This window comes from Pseudomonas sp. P108, assembly GCF_032613195.1.
In the GTDB taxonomy this organism is placed as follows: Bacteria; Pseudomonadota; Gammaproteobacteria; order Pseudomonadales; family Pseudomonadaceae; genus Aquipseudomonas.
Genome location: NZ_CP126691.1, coordinates 835,491 through 857,140, shown reverse-complemented (window position 1 = coordinate 857,140; position 21,650 = coordinate 835,491). Strand labels below are relative to the sequence as shown.

18 protein-coding genes are annotated in these 21,650 nt (G+C 60.6%); 2 read left to right on the top strand and 16 right to left on the bottom strand.

Going from position 1 to position 21,650, the window contains the following annotated elements:
• Nucleotides 1–13: 13 nt before the first annotated feature.
• The 11 genes from QOM10_RS03605 to QOM10_RS03555 form a co-directional block, all read right to left on the bottom strand.
• Nucleotides 14–2,629, bottom strand: a complete 2,616-nt coding sequence (locus tag QOM10_RS03605) for an efflux RND transporter permease subunit (protein WP_316917588.1) — start codon at nt 2,627–2,629, stop codon at nt 14–16.
• A 32-nt stretch (nt 2,630–2,661) separates the two neighbouring features.
• Nucleotides 2,662–3,498, bottom strand: a complete 837-nt coding sequence (locus tag QOM10_RS03600) for an outer membrane lipoprotein-sorting protein (protein WP_160038213.1) — start codon at nt 3,496–3,498, stop codon at nt 2,662–2,664.
• A gap of 59 nt (nt 3,499–3,557) precedes the next feature.
• Nucleotides 3,558–4,790, bottom strand: a complete 1,233-nt coding sequence (locus QOM10_RS03595; RefSeq protein ID WP_410479218.1) for a DUF1302 family protein — start codon at nt 4,788–4,790, stop codon at nt 3,558–3,560.
• Between the two features lie 68 nt (nt 4,791–4,858).
• Nucleotides 4,859–5,623: an SDR family NAD(P)-dependent oxidoreductase gene (locus QOM10_RS03590; RefSeq protein ID WP_316917586.1), complete on the bottom strand. Its 765-nt coding sequence runs from the start codon at nt 5,621–5,623 to the stop codon at nt 4,859–4,861.
• Nucleotides 5,620–6,357: a 3-oxoacyl-ACP reductase family protein gene (locus tag QOM10_RS03585; protein WP_316917585.1), complete on the bottom strand. Its 738-nt coding sequence runs from the start codon at nt 6,355–6,357 to the stop codon at nt 5,620–5,622. Before QOM10_RS03585 ends, QOM10_RS03590 begins: the two co-directional genes overlap by 4 nt.
• A gap of 9 nt (nt 6,358–6,366) precedes the next feature.
• On the bottom strand, nt 6,367–9,237 hold the full coding sequence (locus tag QOM10_RS03580; RefSeq protein WP_316917584.1) for an aminotransferase class III-fold pyridoxal phosphate-dependent enzyme: 2,871 nt from the start codon (nt 9,235–9,237) through the stop codon (nt 6,367–6,369).
• 54 nt (nt 9,238–9,291) lie between these two features.
• Nucleotides 9,292–10,500, bottom strand: coding sequence for a beta-ketoacyl synthase N-terminal-like domain-containing protein (locus tag QOM10_RS03575; protein ID WP_316917583.1), 1,209 nt, complete (start codon nt 10,498–10,500; stop codon nt 9,292–9,294).
• Complete coding sequence (locus QOM10_RS03570) at nt 10,497–11,792, bottom strand: beta-ketoacyl-[acyl-carrier-protein] synthase family protein (RefSeq protein ID WP_150749634.1); 1,296 nt, start codon at nt 11,790–11,792, stop codon at nt 10,497–10,499. The genes QOM10_RS03575 and QOM10_RS03570 overlap by 4 nt, the downstream gene beginning before the upstream one ends.
• Complete coding sequence (locus tag QOM10_RS03565) at nt 11,789–12,847, bottom strand: beta-ketoacyl synthase (RefSeq protein WP_316917582.1); 1,059 nt, start codon at nt 12,845–12,847, stop codon at nt 11,789–11,791. Before QOM10_RS03565 ends, QOM10_RS03570 begins: the two co-directional genes overlap by 4 nt.
• 1 nt (nt 12,848) lies before the next feature.
• A complete protein-coding gene (locus QOM10_RS03560; protein ID WP_316917581.1) occupies nt 12,849–14,123 on the bottom strand; it encodes a beta-ketoacyl-[acyl-carrier-protein] synthase family protein in 1,275 nt (424 codons plus the stop codon).
• Nucleotides 14,124–14,131: 8 nt separating this feature from the next.
• A complete protein-coding gene (locus tag QOM10_RS03555) occupies nt 14,132–14,701 on the bottom strand; it encodes an acyl carrier protein (protein WP_150749637.1) in 570 nt (189 codons plus the stop codon).
• A 522-nt stretch (nt 14,702–15,223) separates the two neighbouring features.
• On the opposite strand from QOM10_RS03555, the gene QOM10_RS03550 reads away from it, so the two are divergent.
• Nucleotides 15,224–15,574: a cupin domain-containing protein gene (locus QOM10_RS03550; protein WP_122589396.1), complete on the top strand. Its 351-nt coding sequence runs from the start codon at nt 15,224–15,226 to the stop codon at nt 15,572–15,574.
• Between the two features lie 163 nt (nt 15,575–15,737).
• Here the strand turns inward: QOM10_RS03550 and mmsB are convergent, their stop codons facing one another.
• Together mmsB and QOM10_RS03540 are read right to left on the bottom strand one after the other, a co-directional pair.
• Nucleotides 15,738–16,640, bottom strand: coding sequence for a 3-hydroxyisobutyrate dehydrogenase (gene mmsB, locus QOM10_RS03545; RefSeq protein ID WP_150749638.1), 903 nt, complete (start codon nt 16,638–16,640; stop codon nt 15,738–15,740).
• 9 nt (nt 16,641–16,649) lie between these two features.
• On the bottom strand, nt 16,650–18,176 hold the full coding sequence (locus tag QOM10_RS03540) for a CoA-acylating methylmalonate-semialdehyde dehydrogenase (RefSeq protein WP_316917580.1): 1,527 nt from the start codon (nt 18,174–18,176) through the stop codon (nt 16,650–16,652).
• A gap of 149 nt (nt 18,177–18,325) precedes the next feature.
• On the opposite strand from QOM10_RS03540, the gene QOM10_RS03535 reads away from it, so the two are divergent.
• Nucleotides 18,326–19,273: a LysR family transcriptional regulator gene (locus QOM10_RS03535; protein WP_150749655.1), complete on the top strand. Its 948-nt coding sequence runs from the start codon at nt 18,326–18,328 to the stop codon at nt 19,271–19,273.
• Here QOM10_RS03535 and QOM10_RS03530 read toward each other — a convergent pair.
• Genes QOM10_RS03530 through QOM10_RS03520 form a run of 3 tightly spaced genes read right to left on the bottom strand, consistent with a single transcriptional unit; the run spans nt 19,270 to nt 21,610 of the window.
• Nucleotides 19,270–19,764: an OmpA family protein gene (locus QOM10_RS03530; RefSeq protein ID WP_127925736.1), complete on the bottom strand. Its 495-nt coding sequence runs from the start codon at nt 19,762–19,764 to the stop codon at nt 19,270–19,272. The genes QOM10_RS03535 and QOM10_RS03530 overlap by 4 nt on opposite strands.
• 5 nt (nt 19,765–19,769) lie before the next feature.
• Entirely contained in the window at nt 19,770–21,038 is a 1,269-nt protein-coding gene (locus tag QOM10_RS03525; RefSeq protein ID WP_316917579.1) for a diguanylate cyclase domain-containing protein, read from the bottom strand.
• Nucleotides 21,035–21,610 (bottom strand): YfiR family protein, encoded by a 576-nt coding sequence (locus tag QOM10_RS03520; protein WP_038357433.1) that lies wholly within the window; start codon nt 21,608–21,610, stop codon nt 21,035–21,037. The genes QOM10_RS03525 and QOM10_RS03520 overlap by 4 nt, the downstream gene beginning before the upstream one ends.
• Nucleotides 21,611–21,650 lie beyond the last annotated feature (40 nt).

Genomic DNA, 21,650 nt, shown 5'->3' with positions numbered 1-21,650 from the left:
GGTCGTTGGCGAATCAGCCCGGCACCGCCTCCCCTTCTGTGCGCAGCGCTTGAACCGGCGCATGCACCGGCGCAATCGCCGCAAAGAACCACGGCGATACCAGCGTCACCAGGACAATGGTCATGACCCCGCTGGAAAACAGTGCCATCGCCACCAATGCGCCGAGATCGACAATCGGCTTGAAGTCGGAAAACAGCAGCGCCATGAAGCCTACCGAGAAGATCACCACGTTGATCACCGTCGAACGGCCGACGCTGTGCATCGCCTGCAAAATAGCCGCGTCGATCTCAATGCCCTGCTGCACCAGCAACTTGATGCGCGACAGCAGGTGCACTGCGTAATCGACCACACCGACCACCAGGAACGTCACCAGCGTCGTGCCGATGTTCAGCTCGATGCCGAACAGGAACATAAAGCCGTAGACCGTCACCGACGTGGTCAGCAAGGTCAACATGCCCAGCACTCCCAAGCGTACCGATTTCAGCCAGTACATCATCATCAACGTGACGACCAGCAAGGCCAGGGAAAAACTCAGCACCTGGCCCTGAGTGATTTCCTGCAGTACGCCCGTCCAGATCAACGGCGTGCCGGCGTGGGTCACCTCCAGGTTGGCCGGTTTATTGATCAGCAACCAGGCATCGAGGCGGTCGAGCATGCCCTGATAGTCGCTGGCGACCGACGAGGTCATGGTGTACAGGGTCAAGGCCTTGGAGAAATCGGCGTTGAGCACGTTGTTCAGGTCCGAACCGCCACCGTTTTCGAACAGCATCACGTGCTGCTCGATCAGCGAATTGCCCGGTACTTCAAAACGCTCGACCTGCCCGTCGTCATTGACTGACGTGACCTTCTCCACGGCATTCGGCACCCGCAGATAATCCGGGTTCATGTCGTTGAGCACCAGGTTCATGCGCTTGACGTACGTGGCCAGGGAATAGCCGTAACTGACGTTCGGTTGCTGTTTGATGAAGTGGTCGAGCTTGTCGATGAACTGCACCACTTCGGTGGTCAGCACGCCGCGTGGTTCTTTGCTGTCGATGGCGATCCAGCCCGGCGCCGTCCCCGCCACTTTGGCGTGGTTGATGAACTGATCGGACACGCGAATGTGGCTTTCCGGCTTGAAGTAGGCGATGCCGGAGTCTTCGATATCGACGCGGAACGTGAACACCGTGGCCAGTGCCAGCAGCGGCAGCATGACCATCAGGACCGGTTTGCGAAAGCGGATCATCCAGGCACAGAACGCCACCAGATACCGCGAGATGATCGATTCCTGGTGCACGACAGCCTTGGCTTGCTGCGGCTGATCCTTGCCCCAGATCGAGATCCACGCCGGAATCAGCAACAGCGAAATGATCAGCGCCGCGGTGAGGCCGATGGACATGAACACGCCGAAATTGCGGATGCTGACAATGTTGTTGGTGGTGGAAATCATGAACGTGGCGATGGTCGTCACGGTCGTCAGCACCACCGGCACCACCATCAAGCGCTGGGTTTCGCGGTTGGCCTCGCGATTGCTCTTGCCGGCGTTTTTCTGCTCGTAATACTCAGCCATCACGTGGATCGCATCCGAGCAGCAGATGGTGAACAGGAACACCGGCAGCACACTGGTCAGCAGGTCGAACGGCACGCGCAATAGCGCCATCAGGCCCAAGGTCCAGATGGTGCAGAACAGAATGTTGAACAGCGGCAACAGCACGCCCAGCGGTTTGCGAAAGAAGAAGATCAGCAGCAGTGTGATCAGCAAAAACACGATCGGAAAAAGCACGGCCAGGTCATGGTCGATGATTTCCTGCTGCGCGGCGATGAAGATCGGCATACCGGCAATGAAGATTTCGTCCTTGTACTCCGGGTGCTCGGCCTGATATTGCGCAACGATGCCGCGCACGATCTGATAAGCCCGCAGTTGCGCCTGAGCGTCGTCCTGCTTGGTGCCGAGCTCGGCCACCAGCATCGCGACTTTCTTGTCCTTGGACACCACCCCGTCGACCATCAGTTCGTTGCCCATGATCTGCGACTCGACCAGCGCCGGGTCCATGTCATAGGCATTCAGGGTTTTGTGAATCAACAGCTCACCGTCGTCGGTCAGGACGATGTTTTCCAGGTCGCCCATCGAGGCCATTTCGCGGATCGGGTTGATCCGCTCGGCGAGAAAGGTCAGGAACAACTGATCATGGGCGTCCCAGCTCTGGCTCTGGGCATGATCACGCAAGGCCTTGGCGTTGGCGTAATCGTTCTGCGAAAAGCCACCCTCGAGAATGTCCCGGGTCAACAACTGCGCACGGCTGTCGTCTGGATGCCGGGCCACGATCTGCGCCAACTGCTCCTTGTCGGCATCGTTGGCCAGAATCATCTTGCGCACCGACTGCGACATCGAAAACAGCGCGTTGAGCGTGGTTTTGTTGAACACCGTCTGTGGATTGTTCAGCGCCACCATCACCGAGTCGAACGTGCCGGTGAACTCACCCTGCAAATCGATGATGGTCTTGCGCGCCGGGTGGCTTTCCTTGAGCAGATAAGGGTTGGTGTCGGACACCAGCGCGCCCAGCGTATAGGTGAAATACGCCGTAATCGCCACCAGCAGGAAAACAATCGCCCGCGCATAGCGCTCGACGAAATTCAGATATCTTTCCATGATCAAGAGTTCCAGGTCGTCGGGGGCGGCGCTTAGCGGGCAGACACGGCAAATTCCGGCAGGTCACCGGTTTTCAGCCCGCGCTTGATGGCGGTCTGGGTGAACAGGCGATCTTCCAGCGAGACGTTGTACTGCAACTGGTTGAAGCGCATTTCCGAACGGGTGCCGTCGATGAAATGCTCAGTCTCACTGAGCACGATGCTGTCGATCGAGTCGATGGTCGCGACTTTCTGCGTGCGCATCTGCTTGATCAGCACACCTTTGACGTCGAAGAAATCCTGACGCATGACCAGGAAATTCTGCTTGTCGATCCACACCTTCAGCTTGTTGTAACCGGTCTTGGCCAGCACCTCGGGAGATGCCGGTTCGCGCTCGATCACGTAGCAGTCGCGGCCCTTGATCTGTTCTTCGCCGACGAGTTTCTGCGAATAGTCTTTAACGCGGATCTTGTCCAGATCGGCGTACGAATACTCACTGCCCATGAACGAGCCGCGCTTGTCGGTAGTGGAGATGCGGCGGGTCTGGCGGCTGACTGGCAGGTACATCCACTGGCTGTCTTCCAGGCCGAGGGTTTCGTGCGGGTTTTCGATGTGGAAGGCAACGTCACGCACGTCAGTCGGCGCGGAAAAGTACATGCTGAACTTGTCGCTGTCCGCGTAATCCTTTTGCAGGTAGGTGAACTCGCGAACGCGGGTATTGCCTTTCTTGTCATGCAGGATCAGCGAAACCTGGGACATGAAGCTGTTCCCGTCATTGCGATCGCGCACCTGACGGATGATCTCATCGGCATTGCCGGCCTCGGCGGCACTGGCGCAAGCGCTGCCAAGGATCAAAGCGGCGGTGGTCAGACTTTTCAAAAACGGCAACATGACAACTTCCTTTTCGTTGGATGAATGCACCTGCGCGCGAGAGCGGCAGGCGTGATGGGTCAGAACAGATAGCCGGCCGACAGCCGCACTTGATCGCGCTTGCTGTACTCGCCGAAAGTCTTCTCGGGCCTGCCGAAGAACACGTCGACTTCCAAGCCGAGCTTGATGTAGTCGACCGGCTTGTAGGTGAAGATGCCTTGCAGCAAGGCGTCGTCCTGAAACGGCGGTGAGCCAGCGACCACCAGACGACTCTTGAGGCGGTCCTGCCAATGGGTGCCTTCGGCCGACAGGGTGAACAGCGGTTCGTGTTTGTCCTGCAACATGCCGTCCTGCCAGTCGAGCAACACCTGCTCCTGCCACTGCGCGGAGATCAGCCAGTCGCGCAACAGGTAGTCGACACCCAGCAGCGACTTGACCATGGGCGTGCTGTCGGCACCGTAGGCGCGGGTCGGATTGGTCACGCGCCAGTTGTCGAAATACGCGACCTCGCTGCGTACCACGATGCTGTGCCCGGCGTCGATCGCCAGCCCCGCACCGCCCATGGTGTAACGGGGAAACTGCCGTTCCAGTCGCGTACGACCGTCATCGGCGAGGCCTTCGACGGCGTACACCGGGTCTTGCTGACGGGCGCTCAAGGCAACAAAACTGGTGTCCACCGCGCCGATCCGGCCGTTGGCGCTCAGGCCATAGGAATAGCCCTTGTCGCCGTCATAGCCGGGCTTGGAGTCGAGCAGAAAATACTGCGGGTCCGGCGCGGCAAACAGTGGCGCGGCAAATTCACTGCCCTCAACCGGCGCCTGGTTTTTCACGAAGTCAGTGATCCACAGCGCCTCCAGTTCCCACTCGCCCACCGGTTGTGCAAAGCGCACCATGGGCACGGCGATGCGGCTGTCTTCGAGCAGCGGCGTCAGACCGTCGCGATAGTCCAGCGGGTTGATCTGATCGAGCACACGCAATTCATCCGCGCGGCCCCAGACCACTTGCTGCCAGCCCACCGTCACTTCGCCGTCACCCAGCGAATGGCCGACGTAGAGGTGCCGCCAATCGGCGTCGAAACGGTACTTGTCCCGCGCCCGTTCGCTGTACGGATTGTTGCCGTCATAGCGCGCGTCGTAACGCACGCGGCCCTTGGCCTTGTAGTAACCGCCCTCCCAGTTGTCTTCCAGGTTGGCCTTGAAATACACGGCTTTCTGCGTGACCTGATCGTCACCGTGCAGGCGCACAGCCGTGGCCACGCCGACTTCACCGTCGGCGTAATCGGGCTTGAGATCATCGACGGTCAATTCGGCCATCGCGATAGGCGCAGCCATGCACGCCCACACCGCACCCACGATGTGACTGTTGTGAAATCGAGGCATCGTTACATTCCCAACCCGACACCGCCATCGATCACCAGACTCTGGGCAGTCACCCCACCAGCCTCGGGGCTGGCCAGGTAACGCACCATCGCCGCCACTTCTTCGCTCTGGATGAAACGGCGCATCGGCAGTTTCTTCTTCGCGTTGCGTACGATCTGCTCCTGGGTCAGCCCGGCAATCGCCGCTTGCGTCGCCAGTTCACCCTGCAACATCGGCGTATCGATCCACGCCGGCAGAATCGCATTGACGGTGATTTGCCGCGAAGCGAGATCCAGTGCCAGCGCCTTGGTCATGCCGACAATGCCGTGCTTGGACGCGCAGTACGCAGTGTTGCGCACCTTGCCGGCACGGCCGAGGATCGACGACATGTTGATGATCCGCCCACGGTCGGGCATCAGCGCCAGACACAGCGAGGTCACGTAGAACGTGCCGTTGAGGTTGACCGAAATCACCTTGTGCCAGTTGTGCAGATCCTCCGGCTCGTTCTCGTTGCAAATGCCTGCACTGTTGACCAGCACGTCGACGTACTCGACTTGCGAGCCGAGTGTCTTGAACAACGCTTGCATGGCTGGCAGGTCGGCAATGTTCGCCGCATGGGTTTCGACCCGCGCCTGGATCTGCTCCTGTTGCTCATCGACCCAGCGCTGCAGTTCGGCCAGATCGAGATCCAGCAGAATCAGGCGATTGCCAGCCTCGGCGGCAAAGTTCTCGGCGACCGCGCGGCCGATGCCTTTGGCTGCTCCGGTGATCAGAATGGTCCGGCTCATGGCATTTTCAACCCGCCGTTAACCGACAGGACCTCCCCGGTCAGGTACAAACCGCGATCGGCAAGGTACAGCACCGCTTCGGCAATTTCTTCAGGTTCGGCGTAGCGTTTGATCAGCAGGCGCGACTGGATTTCTTCTTCCTGACTGCCGATCAGCGCCGTGCTCATCTCGGTCTTGACGATGCCCGGGGCGACCGCGTTGACGCGAATGTTGCGCGGCGCCAGCTCCACCGCCAAGGCACGGGTCAACGATTCGACCCCGCCCTTGGCAGCGGCATAGTTGCTTTGGCCTTTGCCGGGCTTCTGCGCCGCCACCGAACTGATGTTGACGATGCAACCGCTGCGCTGGCGCAACATGCCCGGCACCACCTGCTGACAGCAGAGCATCGTGCCGATCAGGTTGGTCTGGATCACCTCGACCAGATCCCGCGCCGACATCGTCGCCAGCAAACCATCGCGAGTGATGCCGGCGTTGTTAACCAACAGATCGATACGCTGAAAATGCTGATCGACCCGCTGGAAAAACGCCTTGATGCTGTCGCCGCTGCTGACATCGCACTGCAACGCCAGGCAATCGATGCCCGACGCCTGAACTTCATCGCGCAAGGTCATTGCCGCGACTTCATCGCGCACGTAACTGAACGCGATCTGATAACCCGCCCCGGCCAGGGCCAGGACAATCGCCCGACCGATGCCACGACTGCCACCGGTCACCACTGCTACTTTATTCGGCATGACCGTTCCTTAAAGCGAGTTGTCGGTTTTGAACTGCGCGAGGGTGAAACCGTGAGTCGCCGCCAGTGCACGAATCTGCTGCACTTGCTCGCGGCTGATGTCGCCATAGGAGTAGTGCTGTTTCATCCCGGACAGGCCCATCAGCACCGACTCGGCCATGCACGCGTACAACTGACCTTGCTTGAGATAGGCGCGAACGTTTTTCACCAGGCCATCACCCAGCGGCGTCTGCACGATGCCGCCGTGCATGTAGAGCACGTCGCTACGTTGACTGGCGAGATTCTGGTCAACGTTCAGCGGAACGGCGATGTCGCAGATCACACTGTTTTCGGCGAAGTGCTCGGCAAAGAGAAACGGCTGCGGTGCGTTCGCCGCGCAGAGCACGATGCGTGCCTGTTTCAGCACATCAAGATCGTTGCTGACGGTGATGAAGGCGTTCGCACCCAAGCGTTCTTCGACCAGTTTCGCTACGCGCAGCCCCAGATCGGCACTGCTGCCGTGGGCCTGCAACAGCGCATCAATACCGTCGATTTGCTGCAAGCGACGGGCAAGACGGTCGTGCTCGGCGACACCCTTGAGAATCGCACGGGCGGCTTCGGCGTAAATCAGTTGCGCGGTTTTTTCCAGACGACGCAAGGAACCGTCGCGGCCGCTACCGATAAGGATCAGGTGCTCGACGCTGGTCGACAGCAGCGAGGCGTAGGTCGAGGCGATGTTGCCGGCGGCACCGACCACTGCGGCAGTCTGCTCGCCCAGCTCAAGGCCTTGCTGCTTGCAGCCTTGTTCGATGGCTTCCAGGCCCATGCCGATGGTCAGGGCGTTACCGGAAGTCAGCGCCATGTCGGGGATCTGCAGCGCCTGGCAATTGTTGGTGACGATCGAGGTATACATGCCCAGCCCGGCGACGCTGTAACCATCGGCGCGGGCATCCTTGATGCGGTTGCCGACTTCTTCGCGGATGGTTTGCAGATCGCCGCTGGCGATGTACGCCGCCATGGCATCGGAATCCATGCACAGCGGGTACAGGGTGAATTCCACGGCAGTGCCGAGTTTCGAGCGGATCTGCACCGGGCCGATGGGCGCGGCTCGGCGCTCGGGGGCCATGCGCTTGATGAACTCACGTTTCTGTTGAGCGCTGAGGGTCGACAGTGAAGGATCGACGTCGCTGAGCATGTCCGAATCAATCAAATGGTTGATGAACGCCACGCGCGCCACCACGCGCACGTTCTCGTCAGACTTTGGGCGGGTTTCAGTCTCCTTGAAGCTGACCTCGCGCGCTGGCACGTCCGCGATGCTGTCGGCACACACACCGGCGGCCAGCGGGAAAGCATCGCGGCGGCGCAGCATGTCGCAGACTTTCTGCAGGGAGCCGATCAAGCCGTCGATTTCTTCGAAGGTGATGCACACCGGCGGTTCCAGACGAATCACATTGGCGTTGCTGCCCGAAGGCGCCACGCGCAGGGATTCGAATTGCAGCAGGTAGCCGGCAATGATGTAGCCCAGCGCATCGTTGTACTGCGCCGAAGCCTGAACCAGCGAACTGGTGCCGGTCAGGTCGTGCAATTCAAAACCCAGCAGCAAGCCGCGACCACGCACGTCGGCGATCACGTCCGGGTAGGCCGCTTTGAGTTCCAGCAGCGAAGCCTTGAGGTACTCGCCCTTCTTGTTCACGTCCTTGAGCATCGCGCTGTCGTTCTCGAACAGACGGCGCAAGGCCGACAGAGCGATATGGCAGGACGCATCATCTTCGGCAAAGGTCGAACTGTGGATGTAGCTGAAATCGTTTTCGTAGTGGCTGGCGCGAATCACCGTCGCGGCAATCTTCATCAAGCCACCGCCGAGCGCTTTCGACAGGCAGTAGTAATCACCCTGCAAGTTGAAATGGCTGGCGCCGAGCAAGGTGCCGGTGCGGCCGAAACCCGATTGCACTTCATCGATGATCAGCGGGCATTGCTGTTCGTTGCACAGACGCCGCAGGCCCAGATAAAACTCATTGGCGAACTCGTTGATGCCACCCTCGCCCTGAATCGGCTCGAGCAATACCGCCGTGATCGCGCTGAATGCTTCGCGGCGCACTTGCAGGGTTTCGCCGCTCCATTCCAGGCTCAGCCAGTGACGCACGTGACGGGCCGGCAGCTCTTGCAATTGCTGAGGTTGCTGCGGGTCGATGAACTCGACGTTGAGGCCGAAACGGGCGAACGGTTTGCGGTACTGCTTGCCATAGGTCAACTGAACGGTGTTCACCAGTTTGCCGTGGAAGCTGCCGCGCACAGCCAGGAACACCGGCTCGACATGCAGCTGCGCCAGGTTGTGCTGACGCACCGCTTCGGCCACTTGGCGCACGGTGACGCAGGACAGATTCTGCGGCAGCAGACCGGCTGGCAAATCGAGATCGTCGATGTCCAGCTCGACATAAGCCTTGTCGCTGGCAACCAGATTGGCGAGGGCGAAGTCGCGCTCGTCGAATTGCGTCTGCAGGTTTTTCTGACGACGGTATTCGGCGTGCTTGACGGCGATCTCCACCGACTCGGCGCCACTGTTGGAGAAGGTCGAAATGTAGCGCTCGCTGTTGTTCAGTTCACGGTTGAACGCTTCACTGAGTTCGCGCCCCAATTGACCGGCCGCACCGCGCACCGACATCTGCGCGTTGAACGGGACATCGGCACGCAACAGGTCGACGAGTTGATCGACAAACTGCGGATCGTTGTGGCCATACAGCGCGGCGCCATAACCACCGAGGAAGTCGGTGACGGTTACTTCATCGCCCTGGCGATCGCGGTAAAACAGTTTGCTGCCCAGCGCTCTGTGGAACTGACATTCGAGGCCCAGAGCCTGCATCAATTCAACGAATTTCGGCCGTACGTAATCGCGGTAATCCATGACAGTTCTATCCCTTGAGTAAAAAATCAGCTGCGTTTCGTTGCGTGCGGACGGTCAGTCAGCCGCGTGAAATTCGAGTTGGTAGCCGGCACTGAAGCCGTTGTCGTCGCGGTTCATGACCAGGCAATCGTGCAGCACGGCATCGCGCGGCCCGCCGATCACGAACGGCAGGTGCGCATCCACAGGTTGTTCCAGACCACTGACCGGCGGAATGCTTTGCGCCTGCAACGCCTGCCTGGCGAGGATCAGATCAACCAGGCTGGGCGCACCGCTGAGCATGCCGGTCAGTGCTGTGCTGCTGGTGATGTGTGCGGCGCCGGTTCGTGCCAGGGTGCGAGCCAGATCGGCATCCTTGTGCGGATCGCCAGTGGCGCTGCTGATCAGCAGATCCACTTGTTTGTCCGGCAGGTTCAGCGAATCCAGACGAGGGTGGGCGAAGAGCGCCGTCAGGCAGGTTTGCGGGCCTGCCGGCAGATCATCGGCGCGGCGCAGTACCAACGCTGCCGCGCCTTCGCCGGCAATACCACCACGGCCGCGGCGATCAAAAGCGCGCAGACTTGGCGAAGCGTCGGTGCTGATCACGCCAGCCTCGGCCAGTGCAGCCAGCGCCAGCGGATCAAGTTCACTGCCGGCGCCGACCACAATGGCCGCATCCACTCGACCGCTTTGCAGCGCGGCGCAGGCCTCGCGTAGCGCCGCCAGATTGCCGGCGACGCCTTGCATGTAAGCGTTGCTTTCGCACTCCAGTTTCAACGCCAGACTGACCACCCCGAGCAAACCGTTGCTGAGGCTTTTGAGGACCAGAAACGGGTCGAGCGCGCGCTCCTGCAATACGCGTTTGGCCAGACGCTGCATGTCGGCACCGGTCTCGGTCTGACACTCATGCAACAGTTCGCCGTAAGAAGCGAGCGACGGATGGGTGTAACCGCCCTGGCAGCAATAGAGACCAAAACGTACGTCGTCGCGGCCCGGCTCAAGCCCTGCCTCGGCCAGTGCCTGACGCACGGCGCTGACGCCCCAGATCACTGCCGGCGGACAATAACGCTGGAGGTTTTGTGCAACGTCCTGGCGACTGCGTTGATGATCGTCCTCAGCGACGTGACCGAACGCGACGACACGCTCACTGTGGAAAAGCGGCGACTGCAAGGCCGAGATCGCGCTGCGACCTTCGCGGGCTGCCGACCAGAAACGCTCGACACCCCAGCCGGTGGGCAACACACAGCCGCTGCCGGTGATGGCGATACGTGCAGAGGCATTGCTCATTGTCCGTGCTCCCGATATTTGCCAAGGGCCAGCGAGGTGTTGAGGCCGCCAAAACCGAAAGAATTGCTCAGTGCGTAATCCACGCGACGACTGACGGCCTGACCGGCGCAATAATCCAGATCACACTGTTCGTCGGCGTCGTGCAGGTTCACCGTGGGCGTGACCAGATCGTTCAGGCAGGCCAATGCGGTGACGATGCATTCGGGTGCGCCGGCCGCCGCGATCAGGTGACCGAACTGCGATTTGTTGGCACTGACAGCCAAGGCTTGATAATGCTTGTGCTCGGCAAACACACTTTTGATCGCGAGGGTTTCGGCCACGTCGTTGAGCGGCGTCGAGGTGCCGTGGGCGTTGATCAGATCGATCTGCTGCGGGCGTAGCCCGGCGTCGTCGAGTGCGGCCTGCATCGCCAGCGCCGCGCCGCGTCCTTCGGGTTGTGGTGCGGTGACTTTATAAGCGTCCAGGCTGCTGCCGAAACCCAGCACTTCGGCATAGGGTGTGGCGCCCCGCGCCAAGGCGTGTTCCAGGCTTTCGAGGACGACAAAACCGCCGCCTTCGCCGGCGATCAGCCCGCTGCGGTCACGATCGAACGGCCGACACAGGTCGGCGCCCCAGCGTTGCTCTCCCGAAGCGGCGCCGAGCAGGTACAGCGCAGCCATGGTGTCGAGATTGAGCACCGAGTCGGCCCCGCCGGCCAGCGCTACGCTGACTTCGCCACGACGGATCATCTGAAAGGCATTACCGATCGCTTGGGAGGCACCCGCACAGGCACTGCTGATATTGATCACGGGGCCTTCGCAGCCCAGATCGTCGGCGATTACTCGCGCCAGCCGGTCGTTGCTCTGACGCAGCGAGCCATCGGCATTTACTTGCCCGGCACGCGGCATCAAGTGCTGCCAGCCCGGGGCAGCGCCATCCGGGGCGGCGGTCAGGAGCATGTCGGCGAGCATGTGTTGCGGCGCGCCAGAGGCACACAGAACCGCTGCGCCGCGCAATTGCTCCGGTTGCAGGCCACTGTCGTTGACGGCTTGCGTGGCGGCCACCCAGCCAAAGCGGCTGCGTTTCTCCAGTGGCAGGGTCCAGGCCGCGTGGCTGTGGAGTTTTTCCGGCAACAGGCTCATGTCGACGGGCGCTGCATAACGCACCGCGAACGAGGCCTCTTGCAAGTCGTCCGGCTGCCATGGCCGCACGCAATGTTCGGCGCCGAGCATTTTTTCCCAGAGGGTCTGCCATTCGAAACCGAAACCGGTGACGGCACCCATGCCGGTGATCACAATCCGTGTCGCACTCATGCGTGCTTCTCCATGGTTTCACTGCTCAACAGCAACGCGCCCCAGTGACCGGCGCGAGTGTGGCTGACAAGCAGCGTGTAGCCTGGCGTCGCTGTCGTCTCATGACTGAGGTGCAAGGTCAGGGCTACTTCAGTCAGCAAGCCGCTGGCGCCCAGTTCACCGGTCATGGCGCGGGTACTGCGAATCTCGCGCGGGAAGGCTTCGAGCAACTTCATCAACTGCCCGTCAGCGCAATTGCCGACCACCTGTTCGACGTCGCCCACGCGCAGTTTCTCCAGACTCAAGGCCTGGTCGATCACGCGCTGGCCTACGGCTAAAGAACGTTGCGGATCCGCGCTGTAACCCCGAGCGAACCCGGCTACGCGCAAGACGTGTGTCGTATCCGCGGGTGGTGTTGACGCCAGCAACAGCGCCGCGGCGCCCTCACCGAAAACCGGCTCGTTCGCCTGATCCGGCTCGCGCAGGTACAGGGCCGGTGTCAGGTTCGGACTGCTGCTGACCACCAGCGCGGCGTCGGCATGCCGCTCGCCAATCTGCTGGCTGGCTTCGATCAGCGCATCCAGCCCGGCGTTGTCCTGGGAACAGAAGCCCCCCATGGGCCCGTGGCAATCGAGCGCTTCGGCCACATACGCCATTACGCTGCTGTTGAGCAGGGTCAGCGCATGCAAGGGCGGCGTGTTGGCCAACAATTGGCCGAGTTGTTTGTGTGGCTGTTCGATGATCGCCTGCACCGCGTCCCAACAAGGGCTCGGTGCGTCGACTTCGGGAATGGCCGCGGTCAGCGCAACGCGCGAGGCGGGCACTTGCAGCGCCGCCAGCGATGGTGCCAGCCGTGCTGCGCAATGCAGTAGACGCAAACCCTGCGGCTCGACGCTGCGCTGGATCTTGCGATCGAACAAATCGCTCGCCAGACGCGGCGTCGGCAATGCAAAGGCCAGACGTCGCGTATCAAAGGCCAGTGGCTGTGCAGAACGCGGTGTGCCGAGCAAGTCGGCACATTCGCTGCCAGCCGTATTCAGGACAGCAGCGGCGTGCAGATAGATGGCTCTGTTCATGTCATGCCCTTCCCAGAACCAGCGAACTGTTGATACCGCCGAAACCGAACGAGTTGGACATCACCACATTGATCGACTGGCGAAGCGGCTCGCTCAGAAACTTCAGCGATGGGTATTCGGCACGTTCAGGGTCGTAATTCAAGGTAGGTAACAGCACACCGTCACGCAGGCTCATCAGCGACAGCACGGCTTCGATTGCGCCGCTGCCGGCCAATGAATGGCCGACGGCTGATTTGTTGGCGGTGAAGGTCATGAAGTCCTGGCAGCCGCCAAACAACCGCTGCAAGGCCAGCGCTTCACAACTGTCGTTGGCCTGGGTGGAGGTGCCGTGAGTGTTGACGTGTTGCACGGCACTGCGCAGCAGCCCCGCATCTTCGATTGCAGCTTCCATGCATTCCTCGTATTTGCTGCCATCCCGGCTGCTGGAGGTCATTTTCTGCGCCTCGCAGACATTCGCGTAACCGAGCACCCGGCCCAGTGGCGCAGCCTTGCGTCGTTGGGCGTGTTCAGCGGATTCGAGAACGACCATGGCCGCCCCCTCGCTGAGCACAAAACCACTGCGGTCAGGCATGAACGGGCGGCTTTGTTCGCTCGCCGGCAAGTCGGCCTGACAGAGCGCGCCGAGACTGTTGAACATGTAGTAGGGCAATTCGTTGGCCATCAACTCGACGGCACCACAAATGGCCAGATCGATCTCACCGCGCTCGATGGCCCGGTAAGCACTGCCGATGGCCATGGTGCCCGCGGCACAGGCATCGGAATGGGTCGAGATGTGATCGCGGATACCAAGCCGATCGGCCAGGTGTTGTGTTTGTTGATCGACCCGTTTGTTGAAGATCGCGCCGGGCGATGGCGGATGATCCAACAGACGGTCGAGGTCGACGCGCCCCGCCTCATTCATGCAACGGCTGACACGATGCAGGTCGTGGCTGTCGGCACAGTACTTGTTGGCGCCCAGAAACAGACCGCTGCGACTGTGGGCAAAATCTGCCGGTGTCAGGCCGGCATGCTCCAGCGCCTGCCGGGCGACGTACTCCGCCAGCACACTTTGTCGCGGGTGCAGCGCCGCGTTACCGCCGAAACCGGCACCGATCTGCTGCCACTGCGCGTCATCGATAAACCCGGCAGCGCTGTTGCGAAATCCCAGCGCCTTGAACCGGGGATGTTCGCGGACACAGGATTGCTTCCGGCAAATCCGCTCGAACAACGTGGCAGCGTCCAGCGCCATGGGCGCCACCAGGCCGAACCCGCTCACATAGACTTCTCGTGCCCGCATGAGAACTCCTACACCGCTTCTTTGGCGTGAGTGGTCACAAACTGCTCAACCAATTGACGGGACACTTCATCACCATCGGCCGGCACAAGGCGCGCACTGCAGGCGCCGCAGACCACTTGTTGGCGCTCGTTCAGAACCGCCTGATGGGCGTTGCAATCCGGGCAGGTGGCCGGCAGGTAGTTGAACAGGTTGCGGCACTGATTGGCCCAGTTGCGTACGGTGGTGGCGGCAAAAACCTGAGCCGGTTGCATACCGGCCTTCAACTGATCCGGGGTGTAGGCACTCAGGCTTTGCTCAAGCAGGGCTTTGCCGCTTTCCGTGATGCGACCGTTGACGAGGAACTCACCGGCGTCGCCGCAAACAGCCACCGCATGATCCAGCACGCTGGTTTTCGGCAGTGTGCAGCCATACTGTCGGCCCAACTGGAAGCTCAAGTCGACGATGTCCAGCGAATCGGCACCCAGATCCTCGACGATGCTGCTGTCCTCATCGATCTCATCCGCGCCCATCACCAACAGCTGTGCCAGGATCTCGCGAGTGCTGGCAATGACATGTTCCAAGTCCAATGGATTGTTCATTTCTATCTCCCTATATGTCGTGGCTACTTCATGAATTCGACTTATGAAAAGTAACTTTTCCCACAGCAACTTCTCACGCGGCGGAAATCTAAACTCTGCCCTTAAGGGGAGAGTCAACGAACTATTCAAGGTTTTTTTACAACTTGGAAAAAGTCTGAAAAACCCCGCAATCGCCGCACCTGATTGGTGCGGAACGTCACCGTCGAACGACATATTTACTTAACAAAGACGGGGTATGGTGGAGCGTCCGCGCGCTCTAGAAGACGGCATATCGTGAGCAACTAAGCCGTAGCAGCACAGACGTACAAAAAACAAAATCCGGACAAGTAAAATAGTTATAACTTCATAACTGTTGTTCCAGATCAGTACTGCCGTTAAATGAATTTGCCGGAGGGTTTACTCACCTGTCAGTAGAACAGCGGCAGCGTTTATGGATAACCGGATGTCGAGCACAGACATCTGTCCATGCGCGCAGCGCTATAGGGTGCGAGTTCAGTTCATAGCCAACAGCCCGGAGTCCTCATGACCGCGACCGCCCCTATTACCGTTCTGCGCGACACCCACCCGTTGCCGGTACTCGACGCCTGCAAATGGGAAAAACTCGAAGGCGACCCGCACACCGTCAACCTCAACGCCTACACCAGCGAAGACGGCAGCAAGATCATGGGCACGTGGATCTGCACGCCGGGTAAGTGGCGCGTTGAATACGTGAAGTGGGAGTACTGCCATTTCCAGGAAGGCTACTGCGTGATCACCCCGGACGGCATGGCGCCGATTCACCTGCGTGCTGGCGATATCTTCGTGGTTGAACCGGGCATGAAAGGCACGTGGGAAGTGGTCGAGACCGTGCGCAAATATTTCGTGTTTGCCTGATGCAAAAAAGCCGGGAAATCACCCGACGTGATTTCCCGGCAAACAATATCGGATACCCAAAAATCCCCTGTGGGAGCGAGTCTGCTCGCGAAAGCGCACGGTCAGTCACTTCCTCGTTGAAGCGACCGCCGTCATCGCGAGCAGGCTCGCTCCCACAGTTTGTTCAGCGCTGCCCTTCAATTGCAGGCTTGCGATAGCTGTTGATGATCGCCGAGAAATCCTTCCCGCCGTCACCACGCTGACTCATCGCCTGATACAGCTGCTGCGCCACCGCGCCGAGCACCACCGGTTGATGCGCCTGACGCGCCGCTTCCGTCGCCAGCCCCAGATCCTTGAGCATCAGTTCTGCACCAAACCCACCGGTATAACCACGGGACGCCGGCGCGGTTTCAACAATTCCCGGCCACGGGTTGTACATCTCCGAACTCCAGCAACGCCCGGTCGAACTGTTGATGATCGCGGCCAGTACCGAGGTGTCGATCCCCAGTGCATCGCCCAGCGCCATCGCCTCACTGACGCCGACCATCGAGATTGCCAGCAGCAGGTTGTTGCAGATCTTGGCGATCTGCCCGGTGCCGACTTCACCGCAATGCACGATGTTGCGGCCCATCTGTGCCAGCACCGGTTGCAGCGTAGCGAACAGTTCCGGGGTGGCGCCGACCATGAAGGTCAACGTCCCGGCAGTTGCACCGCCAGTGCCACCGGACACCGGCGCATCAGCCATGGCCACGCCTTGTTTCGCCGCAGCGGCCGCTACATCGCGGGCCGTCTGCGGATCGATGGTGCTGCAATCCACCGCGGGCACACCTTGGCGAATGCCAGCCAGCACACCGTCCTCACCGAGCCAGACACTGCGCACATGCACCGCCGCCGGCAGCATGGTGATGACCAGTTCGGCGTCTTCGGCTGCTTCACGGGCCGAAGCGCGAATGCTGCCGCCCAGTTGTTCCAGTTCCGCCAGCACGGCTTTGTTCAGATCGACCAGATTCAGCGAGTGGCCAGCCTTGATCAGGTTGCGCGCCATCGGCGCGCCCATGTTGCCCAGACCGATAAATGCGATTTTCATGGCAGTTCCTCAGCGCAGGTTGATGGTGGTGTTCACGCCGTCGTTGACGCTGTCGTCATCGAACCAGCGCGCCGTGACCGTTTTAGTCTGCGTGTAGAACTGCACCACTTGCTTGCCGTACGGGCCGAGGTCGCCGAGTTTCGAACCGCGCGAACCGGTGAAGCTGAAGAATGGCACCGGCACTGGAATCGGGATATTGATGCCGACCTGACCCACGTCGATTTCAGTCTGGAATTTACGCGCCGCCGCACCGCTCTGGGTGAACAGGCCGGTGCCATTGCCGAACGGGTTGGCGTTGACCAGCGCAATCGCCTGATCGAGGGTGTCGACTTCCAGTACCACCAGCACCGGGCCGAAGATTTCCTGGGTGTAGATCTGCATGTCGGTGGTCACGCCAGAGAACAGAGTCGGGCCGACAAAGTTGCCTTGCTCGTAGCCCGGCACCTTGATGTCGCGACCGTCCAGCTCCAGCTTGGCGCCTTCCTTGATGCCGCTTTCGATCAGATCGAGAATTCGTGCTTTGGCTTTTTTCGAGATCACCGGGCCGACGTCAGTGCCCGGCTCGCTGCCGGCGTTGACGGTGAGTTTCTGCGCCAGCGCTTTAAGATCCGGCAGCCATTGTTTCGCCGCGCCGACCAGCACTACCACGGAGGTGGCCATGCAACGTTGCCCGGCCGCACCGAAACCGGCGCCGACCAAGGCATTCAGCGCTTGTTCGCGATTGGCATCGGCCAGCACCACAGCGTGGTTCTTCGCGCCCATCATTGATTGCACGCGCTTGCCGTGTTTGCCGGCCAAGTCGTAAACGTGGGTGCCGACAGCGGTCGAACCGACGAAGGACACCGCTTTGATGTCCTTGTGCGTGCACAGGCCATCGACCACGTCTTTACCGCCGTGAACCACGTTCAACACACCGGCCGGAACGCCAGCCTCGATTGCCAGCTCGACCAGCAACATGGTCGACAGCGGATCCTGTTCCGAAGGTTTCAAGACGAAGGTGTTGCCGCAGGCGATGGCCATCGGGAACATCCACAGCGGAATCATCGCCGGGAAGTTGAACGGCGTGATGCCGGCGCACACGCCGATCGGCTGACGCAGGGTGTAAGTATCAACGCCACCCGCGACGTTTTCGGCGAACTCGCCCATTTGCAGCGTGCCGATGGAACAGGCGTGCTCGACCACTTCCAGGCCGCGGAAAATATCGCCTTCGGCATCGGCAATGGTTTTGCCTTGCTCGGCGCTCAGCACTACCGCAATGCGTTTGGAATGCTCGCGGATCAGCGCTTGCAGCTTGAGCATGATGCGCATGCGTGCGCCGATCGGGGTCAGTTTCCAGGTCTGGAAGGCGCGCTGGGCGGCGCTGACGGCGGCGTCGACTTCAGCGGCGGTGGCAAACGGCACTTTGGCCAGCACTTGCTGGGTCGCCGGGTTGACGATGTCGTGCCATTCGGTGGTCTGCGACTCGACCCATTCGCCATTGATCAGCAGCTTGACCTTGTGGACCGTGGTTTCGTTGGGCGTAAGCGATGCGTTCATGCTGGTCTCCGAAACTTGTTTTTATCGTAGGAGCCAAGGCGAAAGGTTCGCCTTGAGATGAGGCGTGTGTCGCGAATTGGTTGTCGGACTGTTTTTGGAGTATAGATGTGCAAACTTCTAATAAGAACGCACATATAAGCCCGTCCATCATGCAAAAAAACATCACCTCTCTAGGCTCGCTGAACTGGGACGACCTCAAGTTTTTCCTCGAAGTCGCCCGCACCCGCAAGGCCAGTACCGCCGCCAAGCGGCTGGCTGTCGACTACACCACGGTGTCGCGGCGGATCAGTTCGCTGGAAGCGGCATTGGGCACTTTGCTGTTCGAGAAGTCACGGACCAGCGGCTTCGTCCTGACCACCGAAGGCCAGCGTTTGCTCGGTTATGCCGAGTCGATCGAAAGCACCTTGCACATGGCCTGCGAGCAAGTCTCCGGCTCCGGTGTGGCACTCTCTGGACATGTGCGCATGGGCTGCACCGAAGGTTTCGGCAGTTTTTTCATCACCCCGCAGCTGAGCCATTTCGTCGACGCTTACCCGGCGATCTCGGTGGACATCCTGCCGCTGCCGCACTTCATCAGCCTGTCCAAGCGCGAGGCCGACATCGTCATTGCACTGGAGCGCCCGGAGCACGGGCCGTACGTGTGCTGCAAACTCTGCGACTACCGTTTGCAGCTCTATGCGACTCAGGAATATCTCGACAAACACCCACCGATCCGCCGCCCGGCAGACTTGGGCAAGCATCAATTCATCAGTTATGTGGATGACCTGGCGTTCAGCTCGGAGCTGCTGTACCTGGCGAACGTGTTGCCGGGCGCCAGCGCCAACTTGCGCAGCACCAGCGTGATCGCGCAGTTCGTCGCGGCGCAGCAAGGGCGCTCACTGGCGATTCTGCCGTGCTTCCTCGCCGCGCAGGATCCGCGCCTGCTGCCGGTATTGCCGGAGGACATCGACATCACCCGGCAGTTCTGGATGTACTGCCGGGAGGATCTGCGCAAGTTGAAGCGGATTACCTTGTTATGGGATTACATCCGTGAGGTGACCGAGCGTAATCAGGCGCTGCTGATGGGGCAGACCGGCGACATGCAGTTCGCCGACTAGTCGGCGCTGACCACAATCGACACCCGGCGGTTTTCCGTGCGACCGGCCGCCGTATCGTTGGAGGCTACTGGCTCTTTGCTGCCCAGGCCCTGCAGCTGGATGTTTTCTTGCTTCATGCCGACCGTGCCCAGCACGTTGGCGACACTTTTCGCACGGCGCAGGGACAGTTGCTGGTTGTACGTCTCTTTGCCCGATGCGTCGGTGTGGCCATCGACCCGCACGCGCTCGATGCCGACACCCAGCAGGGCCTTACCGATGCGCTCGACGATCTCGGTGCTTTGCGGGTTCAGGCTTTCGACGTCGCTGCCAAACAGCACTTTGCCGGACAGGCCAAACTCCCAGCCCTCGTCGGTCAGTTCAAAGCCCTGTTGTTTGAGAACGGCGACTTGCGCCGGGGTCAGGCCTTTTTGCGGGGCGGTCTGGCAACCGGTCAGGGCCAGTACGGCGATCAACAGCACAGCGTAAAAAGATCGAATGGACAGTGGGAACACGAGAGTCAGCTCCTGGTTTGAACGGAATCGACCGGGAGTTCCGCCCCGGCCGTGAATTGGGCGCCGCGCGACAGGCGCTTGGCTTGATACATCGCCGCATCGGCAGCATCGAGCAAGGCGCCCGGCGTGGCACCATGATCGGGATAAACCGCGATGCCGATACTGAGCGAGGTCACGACACTGGTGTCGCCCGGCAGCGCGATGGGCATGTCCATACTGGCGAGGATCTTGTCGGCAATGCGCTCGGCGTCTTCGACCTTGTGCAGCGGCGTGAGCAGCACGGCGAACTCGTCACCGCCCAGCCGCGCCACCAGATCCTCTTCGCGCAATTGCGCGCGAATGCGATTGGCCACGGCGACCAGCACAGCATCACCCGCAGCGTGACCGAAGTTGTCGTTGATCCCCTTGAAGCGGTCGCTGTCGAGAAACAAAACGGCAACGCGTTCATTGTGTTTGCCGGCATTGCGCAACGCGCGGATCAAGCGCCCTTCAAAAAAGGCGCGGTTCGGCAGACCGGTCAGGCTGTCGTGGCTGGCCTGGTGAGCGAGGGTTTCGTTTTCGTTTTGCAGATGGGTTTGCCACGACTCCAGTTCATCGAGCAAGGCGTTGAAGTCATTGCCGAGGTTGTCGAGTTCGGCGATCTGCGCTGGCGGCACGCGGCGATCCAGCGCTCGTTCGCTGCGGGCGGCGTGGGCCACATTGGCCAGACTGCGCAGAGGACCGGTGATCGCGCGTAACTGGCGACGCGCCAGGTAGAGCGCCACCCAGGCGCTGATCGCGGTGCAGAGGATGATCCCCGCCAGACCGCTGAGCAGAAAGCGCATCAGGCTGCCACCATGGCCGGTGAGCAGTACACGACCGATTTCACGGTCCTGATGCTCGATCGGCAGGCTGATGGGTTTTTCCAGGATTGCGCGGGTGATCTGCATTTCCAGCTCAGAGAACAAACCGTTTTCCGGGCGTTGCCAATGCGCGAGCAGTTTTCCCTGACTGTCCAGTACCTGGGCGTCAGCGACCTCTTCGGAGGAAGCAATCAGCGCCAGCGATTCGTTGGCGGCGGTCTTGTCGTTGAACACCACTGCGGCTTCCACGGTGTAGCTGATCGATCGGGCGATCAAGTGCAGGTTGTGATCGGCGTACACCCGTAATGCCAGTACGCCGAGAAACGTCAGCGAAACGCTGGCCATCGCCACGCCCACCAGCGCGACAATCAAATGCCCTCGGCCGATGACCGAACCCAGCGTTGGGCGGCTATTCGATCTGAACAGGTTCATGGCGCCGCCGGTTTGCGACGCGACAATTGCAGCACGCTGGGGTGAATGCGCACGCCGCTGCGGGCAACGGAGTCGAGATTGACCTCGAAGGACACTTGCTCATCGCCAACACGCAGACAGAACAGGCTGCCGACCGTGCATTGATCGCCACCTTCGCTGATGCTCAATACTGGATGACCAATCAGCGAAGCGAACAAGCGAGTGCGTTCATCCGCAGTGAGTTTGCCGATGTACACCGCATCGCACTCGCTGACGATGGCCGGGTTGTCGGCCAACAAGCGACGTACGGTAACCGGTCGGCCAGTGGCTTGCGTGGTGCCTTTGACCAGATCATCGGTGTACTCGGTCGGGCCGACGATGCACAGGCGCAACTGCGCAGGCTCCACCGGCCAGCGCGCGTAGCTGAGAATGCCAAGAACAACCTGAGTGACAGATTTGGCCCGTTGTTCGGCCATGCCCGTCGGCGCTTGCGGCTGCGCGACAGCCGCGCCCGTCAATATCCAGAGCAGAGCAACAAGCAACGCGTGCTTGCAGACAACTACGCGCTCTGTCGCCCAGACAGACACCTTCATGCAGGGATTCTCTTGGATCGTAGCGAAATGATGCCGCAAC